Origin of the sequence: Couchioplanes caeruleus (assembly GCF_023499255.1) — a bacterium.
Lineage (GTDB): Bacteria > Actinomycetota > Actinomycetes > Mycobacteriales > Micromonosporaceae > Actinoplanes > Actinoplanes caeruleus_A.
This window is the reverse complement of record NZ_CP092183.1, coordinates 4187249-4207220: the sequence shown is the minus strand read 5'-3', so window position 1 is coordinate 4207220 and position 19972 is coordinate 4187249. Positions and strand designations below refer to the sequence as shown.

Genomic DNA, 19972 nt, shown 5'->3' with positions numbered 1-19972 from the left:
CACGGGCGGTTGGGCGGGAATGGCGGACACGGACGACAGCGCGCGGCAGGCTGCCGAGGAGGGCGAGCCGCTGTTGGTCCGCCCGTACATCCTGGGCGGGACTGCGGCGCCGGCCCCGCGCGCGTCGGCGGAGACCTGGCCGGAGACGGCCGCCCAGCCGCCCGCGCCCACCAGCCTTCCGGCCGGCCCCGGATCGTCCGCGCCGGCCGAGCCGACCGTTCCCCGCCGGCGCCGCCGACTCGCGATCGTGGTGGCGGCTGTCGCTCTCCTGCTGGTCGCCGCGGCGGCGTTCGGCTTGTACTCGGCGCTGCGGCCACGCTCCGGCGCCACCCCGCAGGCGATCGTCGACGTCAGCCTGCCGCCGTACGCGACGTCGCCCGCCACACCGCCCACGGCGAGCAGCCCGCCGGCCCGCGAGCAGGCGCCCGCTCCGCCGGCCCTGCGTACGTCGGCCGCCACCACCGGCAGCAGCAGCCCGGCGGCGTCTCCCAGCAGCGCCGCAACGACGCCCCCGGCCCGGCCGGCGACCTCCGCACCCGCCGGTTTCGCGCCGGCCCCGCGCGCGTCGAGCCCGGCGGCGACCCTGTCCCCCGTGCCCGCCGCCGCCCGCACCGGCACGGTCACCGGCGCCGGCGGGCTCTGCCTCGACCTCAACGGCGCCGTCCCGTTCGACGGCAACCACATTCAGGTGTACGAATGCAACCGTACGGCCGCCCAGGCGTGGACCCTCGCGCCCGACGGCACGCTGCGCGTCATGGGCATGTGCGCACAGGTCGTCTCCGACGCCGGCGTCCACATCACCGGATGCGACGGCCGGCGGGCGGCGCAGTGGCGGGCCGGGCCGGACCAGTCCCTGGTCAACCTGTCGACCGGCGGCTGCCTCACCGACCCGGAGAACGGCTCCCGCCAGGGGTCCTGGTCCCGGGTCACCGCCTGCACGGGCGCGTCCGGCCAGCGCTGGCGACTGCCCTGATTCACCGTCCCGCCGGCCCACCGCACGCCGGCGCGGGCTTCGCCCCCGGCGGTGCCGCCCGGCGCGGGCTTCGCCCCCGGCGGCGCCGTCGCGGCCATCCCGCGGCTCGACATGGCCCGGGTCCTCGCCGGGGAGCACGGTCGCAGCGTCCGGCCGCCGAGGTGGCGCGTCCCGCCGGGTCTCCGAGCCACCCGGCTGATCTACCGCGGCGAGTCGGGCGCGGGCCTCGAAGGGTCGGACAGCGACGGAGCCCGGTCCGGCTCCTCCGGCGGCAACGCCAGGTACGCCGGCCGCAGGATCTCGGTGAGCGACACCCCGCCGTACCGCAGCGGTGGGGTGTCGAGCTGGTCGAGCAGCAGGTCGGGCCGGCCCACCGGCCGGGGCGGCGGCGGTGCTGTGGGCGTACCCGTACCCCAGAAGTCATCGAGGTCGCCGAGGGCCGCCGAACGGTGCTCGGGCGGCACCTCGGCCGCGGGGGTTTCGTGCGCCGCGGCCCCGCGGAGCTGGCTGAGGCGGGTGAGCAGCTCGTCACGGCCGCGGCCGCGCCAGGCGAAGACACCGAACGGGTCCGTCTCGAACGAGTCGGCGAGCGCGTAGCAGGTCGCCGCGAGGTGGGCGCAGGGCATCGGCCAGCGTTCGCAGGTGCAGTCCATCGCGACCTCGTCGAGGGCGAGCGGCAGCAGCGTGAGGCCGGCGCGGCGGAACACCTCCTCGATGTCGTCGGGCATGCGGCCGGCGAGCAGGTCCGCCACGTAGCGGGCCTGGGCGGCGAGGTCGTCCTCGACCCGGGACCATTCGGCGGCGCCGAACGCCCGGACCGCGATGCGCGACCGGAACGCGTGGGTGTCGTCGGGGCCGCGGACCTGGGCGGTGACCAGGCTGCTGGAGATCGACAGGCTGCGGACGTACCCGGCCCGGGCGTCGCGGCGGCCGCGCGCGAACGTGGGGGCCATGCGCAACGCCTCGAACATCGCCACGAACGGGGTGGAGAACCGGTCAGTCACCGACGGCCTCCGGGTCCAGGCGGGTCAGGTCACGCAGCTCATCGGTGCTCAGCGTGGTGAGCCAGCCCTCGCCGTTGCCGACGACCCGTTCGGCGAGCACGCCCTTGTCCGCGATCAGCCGGTCGATGCGTTCCTCGAGAGTGCCCAGGCAGACGAGCGTGTGCACGCTGACGTCGCGGCGCTGGCCGATGCGGAACGCCCGGTCGGTGGCCTGCGCCTCGGTCGCCGGGTTCCACCACCGGTCGACGTGCACGACGTGGCTGGCGGCGGTGAGGTTGAGCCCGGTGCCCCCGGCCTTGAGGGACAGGACGAAGATGCCCGGCCGGCGGTCGGCCTGGAACGCGGCCACCATCTCGTCGCGTGCGCCACGCGGTGTGCCGCCGTGCAGATACCGCACCGGTACCCCGAACCGCGCGGCCAGGTGCGGCACCAGCGCCGACCCGAACCGCGTGAACTGCGTGAAGCACAGCGCGCTCTCGCCGCCGGCCAGCGCGGCGTCGAGGATCTCCTCCAGCCGTTCCAGCTTCCCGGAGCGCCCGGGCAGCGGTGACCCGTCGCCGAGCAGCTGGGCGGGATGGTTGCAGACCTGCTTCAGCTTGGTCATGCCGGCCAGCACGATGCCCTTGCGGCGGGTCTCGGTGGTCTCCTTCAGCCGCGCCATCATGTCGTCGAGCACGGCCCGGTACAGCGTGGCCTGCTCGGCGGTGAGCCCGCACAGGTGCCGCACGTGGCGCTTGTCCGGCAGGTCGCTGATCACGGCCGGGTCGGCCTTCACCCGGCGCAGCAGGAACGGCCGGGTGGCGTGGCGCAGCCGGGCGGCGGCGTCCTCGTCGGCGTACCGCTCGATCGGCACCGCGTACCGGTTCCGGAAGGTGTGTGCGCTGCCCAGCAGGCCCGGGTTGAGGAAGTCGAGAATGGACCACAGCTCGGCCAGCCGGTTCTCCACCGGCGTCCCGGTGAGCGCGAACCGGTTCCGCGCGGGAAACCGCCGCACCGCCCGCGCCGCGCCGCTCGCACTGTTCTTGATGTGCTGCGCCTCGTCCAGCACCACCCGGTCCCACTGCACGGCCGCGAGCGCGTCGGCATCCCGCGTCGCCGTCGCGTACGTGGTCAGCACGACATCCGCGCCGTCGGCGAGCCCCGCCGGGTCGGGCCGGTCGGCGCCGTGCAGCACCCGCACGCGCAGCGCCGGCGCGAACCTGGCGGCCTCCCGCTGCCAGTTCCCCAGCACCGACAGCGGGCAGACGAGCAACGTCGGACCGGCCCGCCGGTGCACCAGCAACGCGAGCAGCTGCACGGTCTTGCCCAGACCCATGTCGTCGGCCAGGCAGGCGCCCAGTCCCAGGCCGTCGAGGAAGGCCAGCCAGGAGAAACCCCTTTTCTGGTACGGCCGCAGCACCCCGAGCAGGTCCACGGGTGGCTCCCGCAGTTCCAGCCGCTCCCCCAGCCGCCCGGACAGCAGGTCGGCGACCCACCCACGGCCCCGGACCTCGGCGATCGGCAGGGGCATCTCCTCGGGCGGAAGCAGCCGCACCAGCCGCACCGCGTCCCCCGCGGTCATCGTGCCGCCGCCCCGCCGCAGAAACTCCAGCCCGGCCCGCAGCCGCTCGGGATCGAGATGCACCCAGCGGCCCCGCATCCGCACCAGCGGCACCTTCACCCGCGCCAGCACGGCCAGCTCATCCTCGGTGAGCACCCGCCCACCCAGCGACAGCCCCCAGTTGTACGACACGATGGTGTTCAGATCGGCGGCCTCGTCCCGCAGCACCGGAGCGGCAGCGTCGGCGCTGCGCACGTCGAGGGCGAGCCCGAGCCGCTGCGGCTCGCGCCACCACGCCGGCAGCAGGACGCCGTACCCGGCCTGCTCCAGCAGCGCGGCATGGCTGAGGAACCGGTGCGCCCCCTCGGTGTCCAGCACGAGCTCGGCGGGCCGGGCCACCCGCAGCGCGGCCTCGAGATCCCCGAACAACCGGGCGGCCCGCCCGAGCCCGGCGATGAGCCGCTCCTGCGGCCGATGCGTCCACCGCCGCAGCGGGGCAGCGGCGTCCCGCCAGACGTCTGCGGCGGAGACGAGCAGGCTGGGCTCGTCGAGGGGCTGCAGGAAGAACTCGAGCAGCCACGCATCCTGCGGCTCGTCACCCGCCTCGGGCGCGCCGGTGGCGTCGCTCCCGGCAGGTCCCGGCACGCTGGTGGCGTCGGGCTCGTCGGGGTCGAGCTCGTGCAGATGGCTGAGGCGCAACACGACCCGCACGGCGGTGCCGCTGGTGGCGTCGGCATGCCAGGCGTCGAGGGCCTCGGCCAGGACGTCGAGCTCGCCGGGCCGCCCGTCGAACTCCCCCGCCCGGCCGGCGCCGGCGCCGCCGGCCGGGGCGAGGCCGTCGGCGGCTGCGCCGGAAGTCCGGGCAGAGCCGCCGGCGCCGGGGGGCGGGGCGAGGCCGTCGGCGGCCGGGGCGAGGCCGTCGGCAGCTGCGCCGGAAGTCCGGGCAGAGCCGTCGGCGCCGCGGGCCGGGGCGAGGCCGTCCGCGCCGGCGCCGGGGGGCGGGGCGAGGCCGTCCGCGCCAGCGCCGGGCGGGCGGGCCGGGCCGTCGGCAGCTGCGCCGGGCGTCCGGGCCGGGCCGTCGGCGGTGCGGGCCGGAACCGGGCCGTCGGCGGTGAGGGCGGTCAGCCAGGGCGCCCCGCCGAGGGTGACGTCGGACTCGGCCAGCCGCGTGCGGACCAGGCCGTCGATCAGGTGGTGCAGGGCCGCGTGCAGGGTGTCCGCGGCGGGCAGGCCGTCGACGTCGCCGGGCCGGGCCCGTTCCGCGCGGCAGGCGGCCGGCATGCGGGCGAGCAGGTCGGCGTGCCGAGTGCCGTCCGTCCCGCTGAGCACGGGCCGCCAGATCGCCCGCGGCCGAGGCCCGTCGATGAGCACCGCGGGCAGCACCCGCCCGCGTGCGACCAGGTCGGCGGCGAACGCGCACAGCTCGGCCAGGTAGGTCAGCGAGGGCGCGGCCCGGGCGCCGCACTCGTCGGCGAGGTCGGTGGTCACCCAGGGCACCACGACGGCCGGCACGACCCACGGCCGGAGCCTCGGAGTGCCCCGGCGCGGCGGCAGTCCGAGGGCCGGTGACGGCAACGGGCCGGCCGAGGTCGACGGCAGCAGCAGCGTGGCGGGCCGCGGCTCCCCGGCCGGCGCGAAGGCGAACGGATGCGCGCCGCGCCCGGCCGGAGAGGGCTGGTCTGCCTCGCCCCACAGCGCGAGTCCGCCGTCGCGCGTGACGAAGCCGTGCAGGACCGTCATCCGAGCTGCCAGGTGATGTCGGGTGGCCGGACCCGGGCGCATCGTGGGCCGCCGTCGGCGTCGGTCAGGCCGAGCCGTCCGACGAGCGGCCCGGCGCCCTCGTACGCCGCGCGCAGCAGCTCCGTCGGGACGTCGCCGAAGAGCAGCTTGGCGCGCCGGAACATGGCGAACGTGTCGCCGTCGACGGCGCCCCAGCTCAGGTAGAGGAAGCGGGCTCCGGGGCGGCCGTGCACGTACGGGCCACCGACGTCGAGGAGGCCGTCGACCTCGCGGCCGGTGACCTCGAACCCCCATGCCGCGTGGGTGGCGTCGGCGGGATGGCGGTCGACGACCTCGTCCCGGCGCTGGACGCCGATGTGCACGTTGCCGCGCCGCAGCGCGTCGGCCTCGGCCCCGCCCCGCCGCCCGGGCAGGTCGCTGCCCTCGATCCGGATGTGCACGCCTGAACTCTAGGCCGACCCTCCGACAATTCCCCCGCTCCCCGCCCGCCCCGCGCAGGGACGACGCTCACACCGGAACGAGACCCGGCGGAAGGCGACGGCCGCGCCCAGCGACAAGGCAGCGGTGGTCCGACAAGTCGCTGGAGGGTCCGGCCAACCCTGCGTCAGGAGGCGGACAGGGGGGGACGAGGCCGCGGGACCGAAGCCCCGCGGCGGCCCGCCACCCGGGCCAGGCGGATCAGGCGTTGTCGCGCAGCCACGCGTCGATGAGCCCGCCGAAGTGCCCCAGGAACCGCTCGTGCTCGTGCGGCGGGTACATCGCCCGGACCGTCTCGGAGAGCAGCGACCGGAACTCCGGCGATCCGATCCACCCGTGCACCATCTCGTCGATGTGGGACAGGTGTTTCTCGCAGAACTCCTCGTACTTCTCGGTCTCGAAGTAGTCGTCGGCCAGCTGACGGTAGAGCCGCAGCTTCTCCTCGTACGGCAGGGAGGCGTCGTCGCCGATGGCGAAGTACGCGGCCGAATCCATGTCGAGGCGCGGTTTGCGGTCCGTCACCACGCAGAAGACCGTCCAGCGCAGCAGCGCCGCCATCGCCCACGGGAAGTAGTAGTGCAACGACGTCACCGCCACGTCCGGGCAGGCGTTGGCGTAGTCGATGGGGTACACGTCGTCGCCCTTGACCAGCGACTCGCAGGAGTTGAACTCCCAGCGGAAGAACGCGTTGACCAGGCGGGAGATGGTGACGACCTCGTCGCCGACGCGTTCGCCGAGGAAGTTGTGGTCGACGGCGTAGCGCTCGTGCATGGGCAGGTCGGGACGGAACTTCATGACCATCGTCTCGGGGCCGATGGTCAGCGACCGGGCGAAGACGTCGTAGTCCTCGACCGACGCCTGCAGGTGCATGAGCCGCTCGCCGGAGGCGTCGTACGCCGCGTGCAGCTCCGCCGGGTTGCGGATCTTGGAGACGCCGACCCACGCGCCGCCGTCGTACGGCTTCATGAACATCGGGTACCCGACGGTCTCGGCGAGCGCCTCGAGGTCGAACGGCTGGTTGTAGCGCGACGAGGTGTACGCGTACCGCGAGTTGTCGAGCGGGTTCTTGAACGGCACCAGCACCGTCTCGGGCACCTTGAGGCCGAGCCGGATCATCGCGCAGTACGCGGCGTGCTTCTCCATCGACTGGAAGGTGAACGGGCTGTTCAGCAGGTACACGTCGTCCATCAGCGCGGCCTTCTTCAGCCATTCGCGCGGGTGGTAGTACCAGTACGCGAGCCGGTCGATGACCAGGTCGTGCTGGGGTCTGGCGCGCAGGTTGAAGGGTTCGATGGTGACGCGGACGCTGCGGGTGCGGTGGCTGCGGCCGGCGTCGTCGGTGATCACGCCGACGCGGCGCAGCAGCGCCTCGTACGCCCGCGGCCAGTCGTCCTCGGTTCCGAGCAGAAGTCCGATGGTGTGCTCGACGTCGGCCATGGGCGCCTCCTCTTAGTTGAACACCTTCTGCAGCAGCGCGGTCAGATGCGGGTCGAGTGCGTCCCGCCAGGCGGTCCAGTTGTGGGCGTCCGGCACCTCGGCGAAGTCCACCGCATACCCCTGATCCGTCAGTGCACGCGCCATCTCCCGGTTGTTGGCGAGGTTCTCCTCCACGGTGCCGCATGTCATGGCGATCGGCACGGCGGGACCTTCGCGGTCGCGGACGACGCGGCCGGTGAAGCGGACGATGCGCAGGTAGCGGCGGAATCCGGACTCCTGGCGGTCGTGCCGGGGCCGGAAGAAGCTCCCGGAGTGCAGGAGCAGGCCGGCGAAGGCCTCCGGGTGGCGGCGCTGGGCGTGCAGCATCGCCAGCGCGCCGAGGCTGGCGCCGGCGCCGATGACGGGCCGGTCGGTGCCCAGCTCGGCGGCGATCGCCGGGAGCACGTCGTGGGCGAGTGCCCGGGCGTACGCGGGACTGGCGGAATACCACTCGAGCCGGTCACCCGCGGGCAGCAGCACCAGGTGGTACGGCGGCACGCGCCCCGCCTCGATCATCGCGGCGGTGTAGTGGCCGAGTTCGCCGTACCGATGGAAGTCGGGCCCGTCGTGCGCGACCAGGACCCGGTCGGTGGGCGTGGCCGGTGACCAGATGCGGGCGGCCATCTCGCCGTGCACGGCCGGCAGTGGCAGGTAGAGGTCGCGCCACTGGCCGTCGGCGGCGGGAAGGTGCACCCATTCCGGCTCGGCGTAGCCGGGGCAGCACAGCACCGAGTGGTCGCCGGTCTCGCTGCTGCCGTCGGGGTGGCCCAGCGCGAGCCGGTACTCGATGCGGTGCGCGGGCGGGCGGGGCAGGAGCAGCTCCCAGGTGCGGGTGTCCTCGCGGTAGCGCAGGTCTCCCTGGACGACGCCGGACTCCAGCCGTACGGATGTCAGCCGGTGGTCGGGGTCGCGCAGCCGGAAGCAGACCTCGGTGGTCCCGCACCACGACCCGGCCGACGGTTCCATGACGGAACCTTAACCGCTCGGCGGGCGGTCAGGGGGTGTACGTCTGCGGGCCCGGGGCCGCGGCCGGCAGGCCGAACATGTCGGCGAGGCCGGTGACGCGCAGCTGGCGGTGCACGAACTCGCTGGGGTTGCGCAGCACGAAGCGGGTGCCGGTCTCGCGGGCCGCGTTGTAGCCGGCGACCAGCGCGCCGACGCCCATGGAGTCCATGAACGTGACGAACGTGAGGTCGACGATCATCGTGAGCGGCCGGTCGCTGTGCAGCGTGCTGACCAGCGCCTGGCGCAGCGCGTCGACCGTGGCCGCGTCGAGCGTGCCGCGCACGTCGACCACGATGGCGCCGTCCGCCTGGCGCCGGGTGGTCATCACGGCCTCGCCCATGCCTACCGCCTGTAGAAGATCGCTGCCCGTCGGCCTCACGGTACAACGCCGCGGGCCCACCTCGCAGGCTGGCGCACGAAAGCCGTCACCGGGCGGACAGGCAGTGCGCCGGCGATCACCCATCGCGACGCCGGTTCAGCAACCGCAGCGAGCAAGTTAGCCAGATAACGCAGATCATCTTGCGGCCGGCCGCGCGGGGACGCGACGGTGACAACGGCGATCGATGGAGGGTGGGCCATGGCAACCAGTTCCGGTCGGAGACCAGGAGTATTCGCCATCAGGGACGTACGGTCCCTGATCACCGAGACCGCCGAGGAGGGCCACGGCCTGAAGAAGGCGGTCGGCCCGCTGCAGCTGACCGCCATGGGCGTCGGTGCGATCATCGGCACCGGCATCTTCGTCGTCATCGGCGAGGGCGCCGGGACGGCCGGGCCGGCGGTGATCCTGTCGTTCGTGCTGGCCGCCGTGGCCTGCGCGTTCTCCGCGCTGTCCTATGCCGAGCTGGCGTCGTCGATCCCGGTCTCCGGCAGCGCCTACACCTACACGTACGCGACCCTGGGCGAGATCGTCGCGTGGGTCATCGGGTGGGACCTGATCCTCGAGTACGGCGTCTCCGTGGCCGCGATCGCGGTCGGCTGGGGCGGCAACCTCAACGCGTTCCTGGACGCGGCGTTCGGCTACACCCTGCCGGACGCCATCGCCAAGTCCCCCGAGGACGGCGGCGTCTTCAACCTGCCGGCGGTCTTCATCGTCCTGGCGATCACGCTGCTGCTGTGCCGCGGCGTCACCGAGAGCGCCCGGGTCAACCTGGTCATGGTGGCCGTGAAGCTGACCGTCCTGCTGTTCTTCATCGTGGTGGCGTTCATCAACTTCGGCACCGGCAACTTCCAGCCGTTCATCCCGCACGGCATCGACGGAGTGACCGCGGCGGCAGCGATCATCTTCTTCGCGTACATCGGGTTCGACGCGGTCTCCACCGGCAGCGAGGAGGCCCGCAACCCCGGCAAGGACCTGCCGCTGGCCATCATCGGGTCGCTGCTGATCTGCACGCTGTTCTACGTCCTCACCGCGGTCGGCGCGATCGGGGTCGCCACCCCGCAGCAGCTGGAGAGCACCGACGCCCCGCTCGCCGCCGCCCTGGACCAGGGCGCCGGCATCGGCTGGGCCGCGGCCATCCTCGCGCTGGGGGCGGTCGTCGCCATCACGAGCGTGGTCCTGGTCATCATGTACGGCCAGACCCGCATCTTCTTCGCGATGTGCCGCGACGGCCTGCTCCCCCGGCGGCTCGCCACGGTCAACCAGCGGTACGGCACCCCGGCGCGACTCACCATCATCCTCGGCGTGCTCATCGCGATCCTGGCGGCGCTGGTGCCGCTCTCCGAGATCGTGAAGCTCGTCAACATCGGCACCCTCTTCGCGTTCGTGCTGGTCAACATCGGCGTGATCATCCTGCGCCGGACCCGGCCGGAGATGCCGCGGCCCTACCGGGTGCCGTGGTCGCCGGTGCTGCCCATCCTCGGCGTGGCCTTCGCGGTCTACCTGATGGCGGATCTGCCGCTGGCGACCTGGATCCGGTTCGTGGTCTGGCTCGTCGTCGGCATGGCCATCTATTTCCTGTACGGGTACCGCAACTCGCGGCTGCGCCGGGAGAACGCCACCGGGACGCCGAGCTGGGCGCGCGAGGACGGTGAACAGCCGTGACGCCGCCGGTGATCGTGGGCGTGGACGGCAGCGAGTCGGGCCACGACGCGCTCGCGCTGGGCCGGTGGGCCGCGTCCGTGCTGGGCGCACCGCTGGTCGTGGCGGTGGTGCACCCCGCGCCCTCCGCGCTCGGTTCGGGGCGGGTGGACGCGGAATGGGTGGCCGACCGGCACCGGGCGGCCGAGGCGGTGCTCGACGACGCCCGGTCGGTGCTGCCCGAAGGCGGCGAGGTGGAGTACCGCCTGGTGTCGTCCACGTCGGCGGCGCACGGCCTGCACGACCTCGCCGAGGAGCTGGGCGCGGAGACCATCGTGGTGGGTTCCGGCCGCTCCGGGCCACGGCACCGGCTGTTCGCGGGCAGCACCGCCGACCGGCTGCTGGCGGGCAGCATGTGCCCGGTCGCGGTGGCGCCGTCGGGCATGGACGTCGCGCCGGGCACCCTGGGCCGCGTCGGCGTCGCGTACGTCGACACCCCGGACGGCCGGGCGGCACTCGAGACGGCGGCCCGGGTCGCCGCCCGTACGGGCACCGCGCTGCGGCTCTACACGGTCGTGGCCGACGCCGACGCGACGCTGCCGTTCCTCGTCGGTCAGGACGCCGAGCACGCGTTCCTCGACACCGCACGGGAGACGTACGAGCAGGCGCTGTCGCGGGCGGCCGGCTCGGTCAAGGACGCCGGCGTCGACTGGGAGATCCTCACCGGCGACGTCGTCGACCAGCTGAGCGAGCTGACCGACGTGGACGTGCTGTTCTGCGGCTCCCGCGGCTACGGCCCGGCGCGCCGGGTGCTGCTGGGCGGGGTCTCGGCCCGGCTGGTACGCCGGGCGCGCCGGCCGGTGATCGTCGTCCCGCGCAGCGGCTGACGGCCGGGCCCTCAGGCGCGGTGCCGGCCGCCGGGCAGGTCGTGGTACGTCTCGTCGTCGAACGGCATCGCCACGTCGGTCGGGGCCTCGGCGGCGCGCTCGTCCCACGGTGACACCGCGGACGGCCGGGGCGTCCGCGGCCCGAGGTCCATCAGCGGGACGTAGACGCGCGCGTCCACGGCCTCGGCCAGCAGCAGCGCCGCGACCAGCGCGGTCGGGCGTTCGGCGGGGTCGCGGTCGAGGCAGCGGGAGCAGAGGTCGAGCACCTCGGGGGCGAGACCGGGGATGTCGGGCAGCGGGTCGGGGTGGTCGTGGCGCTGGGCGTGCACCAGGGCCGTGCCCGACTCGGCGCGCCAGGGCAGGCGCCCGGAGAGGCAGTGGTAAAGCAGCACGCCGAGGGAGTACATGTCGGACGCCGGGGTCGCGGGCAGGCCCTCGAACCGTTCCGGGGCGACGTAGGCGGGCGTACCCATGACGGGGCCGTCGGGGTCCGGGTCGTGGCTGCCGGCGGCGGCCGCGATGCCGAAGTCCAGGACCTTCGCCCCGGAGGGCGTCAGCATGATGTTGGCCGGCTTGATGTCGCGGTGCACGACCTGCTCCGCGTGTGCGGCGGCCAGGGCGGCCGCGACCTCGGCGCAGATGCGTACGGCGATGCGCCAGTCGAGCCGGCCGGCGGTCAGGTGCTCGGCGAGCGTCTGCCCGTTCACCAGCTCCATGACGATGTACGGGACCTCGCGCCCCGGCGACGGTGAGGTGCCGAAGTCGTGCACGCCGGCGACGTTGGGGTGCGCGAGCCGCGCCGCGGACCGGGCCTCGGTGCGCACGAGCTCGACGCTGCTGTCACCGAGCGTCCCTTCCAGCGCGGGAGCCATGATCTTGACGGCGACCGGCCGGTCGAGCACGCGGTCGTGCCCCCGCCACACCTCCGACATGCCACCGATCCCGATGCGCTGTACGAGCTGGTACCGCCCGCCCAGTGTCCGCATCGGTCATCCCCCAAGTCATTGCCCGTTCCGGCGCCCGCCCGCTCCGGTTCCACGGTCGGTACCCCGGCCTCCGGCAGCCAAAACGCGTCGATCGGGTAACGCGGCGGCTCAGCGCCGTACGGCCAGCAGGATGCGGTCGTCGATCCCCTCGCCCGTGGCGACCATGTGCGAGGCCAGCGCGCCGGCGCGAGCCTGCGGGGTGTCTGTTCCGGCCAGTGCGCGCGCCTGCGCGGCCACGGACGCGACGATGTCCGGGAAGTGCATGTACACGGCGTAGTTCTCGGGTGACCCCAGGTACGGGAACGGGCCCGAGCCGGCCAGCGCCCGCATCGGCACGCCGAGCAGCTGGAAGTTGCGGTACGCCGAGCAGTCCAGCATGGACGTCGAGTGCTCGACGCCCGCCTGCACCCCGGCGAGCAGGTACGTGCGGTAGAGCAGGCTGCTGACCTCGAGCGCCGATCCGCGCCCGCGGTACCCGGGCAGCACGGCGGCCACCGCGCAGTCCCAGATGCGGCCGGAGCCGAGCCCGTGCGCGGCGACGATGGCGGCGGTGTCCACGCCGATGTGGCGGGGCGCGTCGTCGATCGTCTTGCCGCGGCCGTCGATGATCCGGGCGGCGCCGGCGGGGACGGCCCGCTCCCGGTCCATCACGAGGACGAAGAGGCTGTCGCTCTCGTACGGGCCGTACTCGGCGGTCATCACGGCCTCGTCGTTGCCGAAGGCCGCCTCGAACACGGTCCGTTCGACGTGCCGGGCGACGTCGGCGAGCGGGTCACCGTCGGCGACGAACACGGCGAGGAAGCGGCCATCGGCGGGGAGCCGGTCCGCGGGGAGGCCGCCGAGGAAGCCGGCGACGGCCCGGGCGGCGGCGCCGGGGGCGAGGTCGTAGCGGGCCACGGCTCAGAACTCCTTGGCCACGAGCTCGGTGGTGCGGAAGTACTCCCGGGTGAAGTCGAGGACGGCCTGCGGGTCGAACGGCTTGCAGGTGTAGATGTCCACGCTGAAGAACGACAGCGGGCGCTCCCACGAGTAGAAGTGGGCGCCCGAGGTCTCCCAGTGGACCCAGCCGGCCCAGCCGTACAGCTCGCTCACGTGCGTGACCGGCTCGATGAGCGTGACCATGTCCGTCACGACGGAGAGCCGGCTCAGGTAGTCCTTGATGTGCTCGTCGGTGATGACGAACGTCGGGTACCCCTCGACGACCATGCGCTGGCGGGTGATGGCCGGGGCGAGGTCCTTGAAGTCCAGCATCGGGAGCCTTTCAACACGGTGAGTCAGCAGCGGTATGCCCTAAATGTAGCTATTGCTAACTCAGCGTCAATACGACCGGTTCGGGGGCACCCGCTCCGCAACCACAACCGTCCCACCCGGCCCACATATTCCGGCGAAGGCGCGTGAACGGCACCAAAAATCCGTTTTGTGGTGTGGGTCACGGCAACGCTTCGTACTGATTGCAGTAATCACGCGGTGTAGTGACGCGAGCCCGGAAAGCAGACATGGCGGAGCTCGTCCTTGTGGGACGGGCCCCGCCACGGGCGGTCACTCGCTCTGCATCGCCGATTGTGCGGGCGGCACGGAGGACCGGGCGTTCTGCTGTCGACGCTAGGGGAAGTCGATCACCGTACGGTGGCCGGGGGCCGCCCGGGTGACCGTTCTCACCCGGCGGCCGCCGCGGCGGAGGGTCAGTACGCGAGCTCCGTACGCAGGTCGTGGGCGCCGTCCGCCCGGGTGGCCTCGTAGTAGAGCCGGCGCCGGCCGTCCGGCAGGTCGACCAGACTGAGGTAGCGCAGGCCGTACGGCGGGTGCGGGCTGCCCAGCGGCTCGCCCTCCTCCGCGGTCAGCTCGCCGAAGCTGCCGTCGGGCAGGCGCACGCCCCGGGCCACCCCGGTGCGCTCCTCCCAGTTCTCCCCCGCCGTGGCGCGCCCGTCGTACGCCGCCAGGATGGTGTCGCCCTCGACGGAGACCGAGGAGATGCGCACGCCCCGGGCGTCCCACGAGCCGGGGCGGCCGGCGAGGGCGGTGCCGCGCCAGGTCCAGTGGACGCCGTCGGGGCTGGTCGCGTACTCGGTGGTCATCCGGTCGGCGTCGTCCCAGGACTCCAGCGGGTGCACCGAGGCCCACAGGTGCCAGCCGTACCCGTCGTGGTGCAGCACCGGGTCCTTCACACCGACGGTCTCGTCGCCGGCGAGCACCGTGCGCGCGGCGGCGGTGGCGAGCCCTTCGGGGGTGTCGGCCTCGAGCAGGTCGACGCGCCAGTGCTTGGTGCCCGGGGTGGCCGCGCTGACGTAGAGGCGCCAGCGGCCCTCCGGCGTGCGTACCAGCGCGGGCCGCTCCAGCGACTCCGCACCGAACCGGTCCTTGTCCACGGTGGTCACGACGGTGAAGGTGACGCCGTCCCGGGAGCGGGCAACGACGTTGGAGATGCCGCGGCCCTCCCCGATCGGGAGCCGGAGGCGGTAGGCGAGGTAGATGTCACCGTCGGCGACGATCGAGGAGGGCGCGCCGGCCCACGCCCCCGGTTCGTCACCGGGCGGCTCGACCACCACGGCCGATTCCTCCCAGCGTGGCAGCGACAGCGTCTGAGTTCCGATGGACAAGGCGGCTCCGTTTCGTGGCGACGGCGGCACAGCGAAGAGTATCCGCCTAAGTTTGCTACATCTATGGGTGCGATAGGGATTAGGACGCCTTGGCGTGTCGGTCGGCCGACAGCCAGTCGTCGTAGCGCTCCCCCGTCACGTCCTGCAGCAGGGCGATGTCGTCGGCGAACAGCGGCAGCAGCGCGGCCCGTTCGGCGGGGGTCGTGACCGGCCGGGTGCCCCGCTTGCGGTGCAGCAGGGTCAGCAGGGGACCCCGGGCGGCGAGACGCAACGGTACGGGGAACCGGTGCCCGAACGTGCCGCCCGCGCGCAGGAGCCCGCGCAGCACCGCGTTGACCGGCGTGTCGTGCACGACGTGGCGGTTCACGTTCTCCCTGGGGATGCTGCCGACCACGCCGGTACGGACCCCGAGGAAGTCGCAGACCCGGTCGAGGGTGGCCGCGGGCGCGTCCTTCAGTTCCCGGTACCGCAGCAGCAGGACCTGCTCGCGCGGGAACACCTTGTAGAGGTGCTGCACCTGGCGCCCGTACAGGCCGAGGCTCGTGTAGTGCCAGAAGTCCGCCCAGCCGGCTGCCTTACGCTGCGGCTCGGCGCGGCAGGCGGTGAGGAAGTCGCCCTCCGGCTCCAGACCGGCGTTCCACAGGTGCGTCCAGTTGGAGTGGGCCCGGTCCACGGGGTCGCGCAGCAGCAGGATGATGCGGACGTCCGGGACGAGCTCGTGGATGCGCTCATGGGTGCCGGGGTCGTACAGGTAGAACGGGGTGGCCTCGCCCCGCAGCGTGCCCGGCGGCGCGGGGTCGAAGAGCGCCTCGTAGTCGGCGCGGCGCCACACGTGCTCCTGGTACGTCTGCACGTCGCCCGGGCCGCCCGTGGCGGGCGGCCGGCCGTCGGTGAGGAAGAACTTGGGCTCCTTGACCGTGGGCAGGAAGAGCTCGGGATGCCGGACCAGCGCGGCGTGCAGCGCGGTGGTCCCGGCCTTGGGCACGCCGGCGATCAGGAAGTCGGGGAGCGGCATGGGGTCCTCCTCGTGCGGTGCCGGGACGCCCGCGCACCGGCGCGGCGCCTCGCGAAGTGGAACTTAGCCTACAGATTTAGTAGGTCTTTGCGACCCGTGGTCCACCCTGCGGACTCCGCTGTACCCGCCCGGGGGCGGACCCACACCGCCGATGCCGGCCGCTCAGGCGCGGCGGCGCCACCAGGCCCGCCGGCGGAAGCGCGGACAGACCTCCGGCCCGCACACCGCGCACTCCGACCCGGCGCGGTAGTGCTCGTGCGCGCCGCGGTCATGGCCGCAGACACACAGCGCTCTGCTGTCCGCCACCGGATCACCCACCGTGCCGGCGACGTGCGGGACGGCGGTGGCGCCGGCGGCTCGTCATGCCGACCAGCGTAGGCACCGAGCCCCCGGCACGCCGCCGCCACGCCGAAACAACCGTCCTGCAACCCGGCCATCACGCTGCGTAAAACTACGCTGAGTGAGGTGGATCACTGCGATAAGTCGGACATCTCGAATTTCGCCGAATTCCTGCCGACGACGATTCCGAACCGCCGCATTGCGCCACCTCGACCATTCTCGGCCCGCGCATGCCTTACTGTCCGTTACTAGCTGTGACGGGTGGGGCGGATGGTCGATCTTGTTGCCCGAGTGCATAGTGCCTGCTCATACGTCTGGCCGTGGTTCACCGCACGGATATCGGCACCCTGGCCCTTCGGTTAGTTGACGCTACGTAGCGTGTTGCTAGATTTGTCGGCAGTAGCGAGCGACCCGCGTTTCTGCCCCCGGAAATCGACGATGCCAGTCGCCTCCGCCACCCTGAAGGGACCGACATGCAGCATTCCGCGACCCCCGGCCACACGCCGCGTAACGGCGGCTCGTCACCGACAGTAAGCGTCGTGATCCCGACCCTCAACGAGGAGCGGAACCTGCCGCACGTGTTCGCCAAGCTCCCGGACGGCATCGACGAGGTGATCGTGGTGGACGGCGGCTCGGTGGACCGCACCGTCGAGGTGGCCCGGTCGCTGCGCCCGGACGTGGTGATCGTGCAGCAGACGCGTACCGGCAAGGGCAACGCGCTGGCCTGCGGCTTCGCGGCCTGCACGGGCGACATCATCGTGATGATCGACGCGGACGGCTCGACCGACCCGGCGGAGATCCCGCTGTTCGTCGCCCAGCTCGCGGCCGGCGCCGACTTCGTCAAGGGCTCCCGGTTCTCCCACGGCGGCCACAGCCACGACATCACCAAGCTGCGCAAGCTCGGCAACGACGGGCTCAACCTGGTCGTCAACGTGCTGTTCGGGACCCGGTTCACCGACCTCTGCTACGGCTACAACGCCTTCTGGCGCCGGGTCGTGCCGGTCCTCGACCTGCCGGACACCACGCTGCCGCGCCCGACCGACGGCTCCAAGCTCTGGGGCGACGGGTTCGAGATCGAGACCATGATCAACATCCGGGCCGCCGCGGACGGCATGCGCGTCGGTGAGGTCGGCAGCATCGAGCACGCCCGCATCCACGGCCAGAGCAACCTCAACACGTTCCGCGACGGCTTCCGCGTGCTGCGCACCATCTTCAGCGAGTACGGCCGGATGCGCAGCCGGCGCCGCAACCCCGCCGGGCCGGCCGGCGTGATCGTCCACCAGCACCCGGCCGCCAACACCGCGCCGGCGCACGCGCTGAACAAGATCGTGAACCGCGCCCCGGCCGCCGCCGTGGCCCCCGGCGCCGACCCGCGCCAGCACGTCGCCCACCTCAACCGCGGCCTGCGCCGCGACGAGCCCGGCGCCCGGCGCACCGACGACATCAAGGCGCTGCGGGCCCGCACCGTCGGCGAGGACTGACGCCGCCCGGCCGGACCCCTCTCCCGAGCGCCGGCCCCGCCCGTACGGCCCCCTCGCCGTCCACCCCCGCCCCAGGAGCACCCCCGTGGAACCCACCCCCCGTCCCGCCGTCAGCATCGTCATCCCGACCCACACCGAGCAGCGCTGGGCGTCGCTCGTGCGGACCGTCGCGGCGGCCCGGTCGCAGACCTACACCCCGGCCGAGATCGTCGTCGTGGTCGACCACAACCCCGCGCTGTACCGGCGGGCCCGCCGTGACCTCGGCGGCGTGACCGTCCTGGAGAACCTGTACGACCAGGGCGTCTCCGGCAACCGCAACACCGGCGCCTTCCACACCTCCACGTCGCTGATCGCGTTCCTCGACGACGACGTGGTGATGGGCCCGGACTGGCTGGGCAGCGTGGTCTCGCCGTTCGCCGAACCGCGCGTGGTCGGCGCCGGCGGCGGCATCGCGCCGGCGTGGGAGGGCCCCGAGCCGCGGTGGATGCCCGAGGAGTTCCTGTGGGCCGTCGGCGGTTCGTACGCCGGACTGCCCACCACCACGAGCCGGGTCCGCAACGTGTGGTCGGCCGGGATGGTCGTGCGCCGCGACACCTTCCTCGCGGTGGGCGGGTTCCGTACCGGCTTCGGCAAGCTCGGCAGCCAGAACCGCCCCGAGGACACCGAGCTGTGCCTGCGGATGAGCGCCCTCGGCGGCGGCCACTGGATGTACGTCCCCGAGGCCGTCATCCGCCACGAGGTGCCCCGGATCCGCTCGACCTTCGGCTGGTTCCTGCGCCGCTGCTACGCGGAGGGCCGCGGCAAGGTCGCGATGGCCGGCCTGCTCGACGGCTCCGAGAGCCTCGGTTCCGAGCGCGACTACCTGCGCTCGCTGCCGCGCGCCGTGGTCCGCAACCTCGCCGCCGCGGGCCGCGGGCGCGGCCTGCAGCACGCCCTCAAGGCCGGCGGGGTGCTCGCCGGCGTCGCCGCCGCCGGATGGGGCGGTGTCGTGGAGACCGTGGCCGCGCGTCGCTCGGAGCGCCACCTCGAGACGGCGGGAGCGACCCGATGACGAACGGAGTGGGAGTGAACGGCAAGGTCTGGGAGCCCGTCGCGCGGGCCGACGAGCTGATCACCGCCCCGGCCTTCGAGCCCAGCGGTGACGTGCTGCCCGCCGCCGTCCTCGACGTGGACCTCGCCGACGCGCTGCCGGCGGTGGCCGCCGTCGCCCCGGACGGCCGGCGCGTGCAGCAGGCGTGGGTGCTCGTGCGGCTCTTCACCGAGCCGCTGGGCACCGTGCTGACCGGCGTACCGGAGCAGGGTCTGCGCCCCGCCGACCTGGCCGCGGCGATCGAGGCCGAGCTGGGCGACGTGCTGGCGCCGCGCCTGATCGAGCTGGGGCTGGCCGGCCTGCCGATCGACGGCATCACGCCGGCGGCCGAGCCGGCGTTCCTGGCCCGCCGCCGCGAGGTGCTCGCCGGCGCCCCGCCGATCACCGTGGTGATCTGCACCCGGGAGCGGCCCGGCGCGCTGGCCCGCTGCCTCGACAGCCTGCTCGCCCAGGAGTACCCGGACTTCCGCGTGCTCGTGGTGGACAACGCCCCCGCGACCGACGCGACCGCCGAGGTGGTCCGCTCGGCGGCCCGCCGCGGCCCGGTCACCTACCTGCTGGAGCCCAAGGGCGGCCTGTCCTTCGCCCGCAACGCGGCGGTCGCCGCCGCGCCGGGCGAGATCCTGGCCTGGATCGACGACGACGAGTACGCCGACCCGAACTGGCTCGCCGAGATCGCCCGCGCGCTGGCCGACCACCCGGAGGCCGACGTGGTCTCCGGCGTGATCGTCCCGGCCGAGCTGGAGACGCAGGCGCAGCTGTGGTTCGAGCAGTTCGGCGGGCACAGCAAGGGCCGCGGGTTCACGCCGGACGTGTTCAGCCCGGCCACCGCGCACCGGCAGAGCCCGCTGTACCCGCTGCCGCCGTTCGGCACGGGCGCCAACATGACGTTCCGTCCCGGTGTCATCGAGCGGATCGGCGGCTGGGACACCGCGCTGGGCGCCGGCACCCCGGCCATGGGCTCCGAGGACACCCTCGCGTTCACCCAGGTGCTGGTCGGCGGCGGCACGATCGTCTACCAGCCCACCGCGGTGACGCACCACTACCACCGGCGCGACCTCGAGGGGCTGCACAAGCAGATGGTCGGGTACGGCGCCGGGCTGACCGCCGCGTACACGAGCCTGCTGATGAAGCGCCCCGGGCTGCTCTGGCCGCTGCTGCGGCTGGCGCCGGGCGCGCTGCGTGACCTCACCAGCAAGGACAGCCTGCGGGTGTCGACCCTGCGCGAGGACTTTCCCCGGGAGCTGCTGACCGCCAACCGGCGCGGCATGCTGGCGGGACCGCGCGCCTACCTCAGAGGCCGTCGCGCCGCCCGGGCGAAGGTCCGGAGCGGCCGCTGATCGTG

At 73.5% G+C, this 19972-nt stretch carries 17 protein-coding genes; 6 read left to right on the top strand and 11 right to left on the bottom strand.

Going from position 1 to position 19972, the window contains the following annotated elements; translation table 11 throughout:
• Nucleotides 1-19: 19 nt before the first annotated feature.
• Entirely contained in the window at nucleotides 20-973 is a 954-nt protein-coding gene (locus COUCH_RS19340; RefSeq protein ID WP_249613494.1) for a ricin-type beta-trefoil lectin domain protein, read from the top strand.
• Nucleotides 974-1173: 200 nt separating this feature from the next.
• Here the strand turns inward: COUCH_RS19340 and COUCH_RS19335 are convergent, their stop codons facing one another.
• The 6 genes from COUCH_RS19335 to COUCH_RS19310 form a co-directional block, all read right to left on the bottom strand.
• Nucleotides 1174-1977, bottom strand: coding sequence for a hypothetical protein (locus tag COUCH_RS19335; protein WP_249613493.1), 804 nt, complete (start codon nucleotides 1975-1977; stop codon nucleotides 1174-1176).
• The gene (locus COUCH_RS19330) at nucleotides 1970-5257 is read right to left on the bottom strand and encodes a DEAD/DEAH box helicase (protein WP_249613492.1); all 3288 of its coding nucleotides are present in this window, start codon (nucleotides 5255-5257) and stop codon (nucleotides 1970-1972) included. The genes COUCH_RS19335 and COUCH_RS19330 overlap by 8 nt, the downstream gene beginning before the upstream one ends.
• Complete coding sequence (locus tag COUCH_RS19325) at nucleotides 5254-5697, bottom strand: DUF5990 family protein (RefSeq protein WP_249613491.1); 444 nt, start codon at nucleotides 5695-5697, stop codon at nucleotides 5254-5256. Before COUCH_RS19325 ends, COUCH_RS19330 begins: the two co-directional genes overlap by 4 nt.
• Before the next feature lie 238 nt (nucleotides 5698-5935).
• Nucleotides 5936-7171 (bottom strand): ATP-grasp domain-containing protein, encoded by a 1236-nt coding sequence (locus COUCH_RS19320; RefSeq protein WP_249613490.1) that lies wholly within the window; start codon nucleotides 7169-7171, stop codon nucleotides 5936-5938.
• A 12-nt stretch (nucleotides 7172-7183) separates the two neighbouring features.
• Nucleotides 7184-8176: an alpha/beta hydrolase gene (locus COUCH_RS19315; RefSeq protein WP_249613489.1), complete on the bottom strand. Its 993-nt coding sequence runs from the start codon at nucleotides 8174-8176 to the stop codon at nucleotides 7184-7186.
• 28 nt (nucleotides 8177-8204) lie between these two features.
• Nucleotides 8205-8555, bottom strand: coding sequence for an STAS domain-containing protein (locus tag COUCH_RS19310; RefSeq protein ID WP_249613488.1), 351 nt, complete (start codon nucleotides 8553-8555; stop codon nucleotides 8205-8207).
• Nucleotides 8556-8792: 237 nt separating this feature from the next.
• On the opposite strand from COUCH_RS19310, the gene COUCH_RS19305 reads away from it, so the two are divergent.
• Nucleotides 8793-10256: an amino acid permease gene (locus COUCH_RS19305; protein WP_249613487.1), complete on the top strand. Its 1464-nt coding sequence runs from the start codon at nucleotides 8793-8795 to the stop codon at nucleotides 10254-10256.
• Nucleotides 10253-11119, top strand: a complete 867-nt coding sequence (locus COUCH_RS19300; protein WP_249613486.1) for a universal stress protein — start codon at nucleotides 10253-10255, stop codon at nucleotides 11117-11119. The genes COUCH_RS19305 and COUCH_RS19300 overlap by 4 nt, the downstream gene beginning before the upstream one ends.
• Nucleotides 11120-11130: 11 nt before the next feature.
• On the opposite strand, the gene COUCH_RS19295 is transcribed toward COUCH_RS19300, so the two are convergent.
• The 5 genes from COUCH_RS19295 to COUCH_RS19275 form a co-directional block, all read right to left on the bottom strand.
• Complete coding sequence (locus COUCH_RS19295; protein WP_249613485.1) at nucleotides 11131-12105, bottom strand: serine/threonine-protein kinase; 975 nt, start codon at nucleotides 12103-12105, stop codon at nucleotides 11131-11133.
• A 108-nt stretch (nucleotides 12106-12213) separates the two neighbouring features.
• Entirely contained in the window at nucleotides 12214-13002 is a 789-nt protein-coding gene (locus COUCH_RS19290) for a hypothetical protein (RefSeq protein WP_249613484.1), read from the bottom strand.
• A 3-nt stretch (nucleotides 13003-13005) separates the two neighbouring features.
• Nucleotides 13006-13356, bottom strand: a complete 351-nt coding sequence (locus tag COUCH_RS19285) for an S-adenosylmethionine decarboxylase (RefSeq protein WP_249613483.1) — start codon at nucleotides 13354-13356, stop codon at nucleotides 13006-13008.
• Between the two features lie 431 nt (nucleotides 13357-13787).
• Nucleotides 13788-14702 (bottom strand): hypothetical protein, encoded by a 915-nt coding sequence (locus COUCH_RS19280; RefSeq protein ID WP_249613482.1) that lies wholly within the window; start codon nucleotides 14700-14702, stop codon nucleotides 13788-13790.
• A 79-nt stretch (nucleotides 14703-14781) separates the two neighbouring features.
• Nucleotides 14782-15717: a sulfotransferase domain-containing protein gene (locus tag COUCH_RS19275; protein ID WP_249613481.1), complete on the bottom strand. Its 936-nt coding sequence runs from the start codon at nucleotides 15715-15717 to the stop codon at nucleotides 14782-14784.
• An 812-nt stretch (nucleotides 15718-16529) separates the two neighbouring features.
• Here COUCH_RS19275 and COUCH_RS19270 point away from each other — a divergent pair.
• From COUCH_RS19270 to COUCH_RS19260, 3 genes are all read left to right on the top strand, one after another.
• Complete coding sequence (locus tag COUCH_RS19270; protein ID WP_275980121.1) at nucleotides 16530-17537, top strand: glycosyltransferase family 2 protein; 1008 nt, start codon at nucleotides 16530-16532, stop codon at nucleotides 17535-17537.
• 85 nt (nucleotides 17538-17622) lie between these two features.
• The gene (locus COUCH_RS19265; protein ID WP_249613479.1) at nucleotides 17623-18588 is read left to right on the top strand and encodes a glycosyltransferase family 2 protein; all 966 of its coding nucleotides are present in this window, start codon (nucleotides 17623-17625) and stop codon (nucleotides 18586-18588) included.
• A complete protein-coding gene (locus tag COUCH_RS19260; RefSeq protein WP_249613478.1) occupies nucleotides 18585-19967 on the top strand; it encodes a glycosyltransferase in 1383 nt (460 codons plus the stop codon). Before COUCH_RS19265 ends, COUCH_RS19260 begins: the two co-directional genes overlap by 4 nt.
• Nucleotides 19968-19972: the final 5 nt, after the last annotated feature.

Coding starts and splice junctions, on each gene's coding strand:
- COUCH_RS19340 (WP_249613494.1), top strand. CDS start 20: ATGGCGGACACGGACGACAGCGCGCGGCAGGCTGCCGAGGAGGGCGAG.
- COUCH_RS19330 (WP_249613492.1), bottom strand. CDS start 5,257: ATGACGGTCCTGCACGGCTTCGTCACGCGCGACGGCGGACTCGCGCTG.
- COUCH_RS19320 (WP_249613490.1), bottom strand. CDS start 7,171: ATGGCCGACGTCGAGCACACCATCGGACTTCTGCTCGGAACCGAGGAC.
- COUCH_RS19315 (WP_249613489.1), bottom strand. CDS start 8,176: ATGGAACCGTCGGCCGGGTCGTGGTGCGGGACCACCGAGGTCTGCTTC.
- COUCH_RS19310 (WP_249613488.1), bottom strand. CDS start 8,555: ATGGGCGAGGCCGTGATGACCACCCGGCGCCAGGCGGACGGCGCCATC.
- COUCH_RS19305 (WP_249613487.1), top strand. CDS start 8,793: ATGGCAACCAGTTCCGGTCGGAGACCAGGAGTATTCGCCATCAGGGAC.
- COUCH_RS19295 (WP_249613485.1), bottom strand. CDS start 12,105: ATGCGGACACTGGGCGGGCGGTACCAGCTCGTACAGCGCATCGGGATC.
- COUCH_RS19285 (WP_249613483.1), bottom strand. CDS start 13,356: ATGCTGGACTTCAAGGACCTCGCCCCGGCCATCACCCGCCAGCGCATG.
- COUCH_RS19275 (WP_249613481.1), bottom strand. CDS start 15,717: ATGCCGCTCCCCGACTTCCTGATCGCCGGCGTGCCCAAGGCCGGGACC.
- COUCH_RS19270 (WP_275980121.1), top strand. CDS start 16,530: ATGCAGCATTCCGCGACCCCCGGCCACACGCCGCGTAACGGCGGCTCG.
- COUCH_RS19260 (WP_249613478.1), top strand. CDS start 18,585: ATGACGAACGGAGTGGGAGTGAACGGCAAGGTCTGGGAGCCCGTCGCG.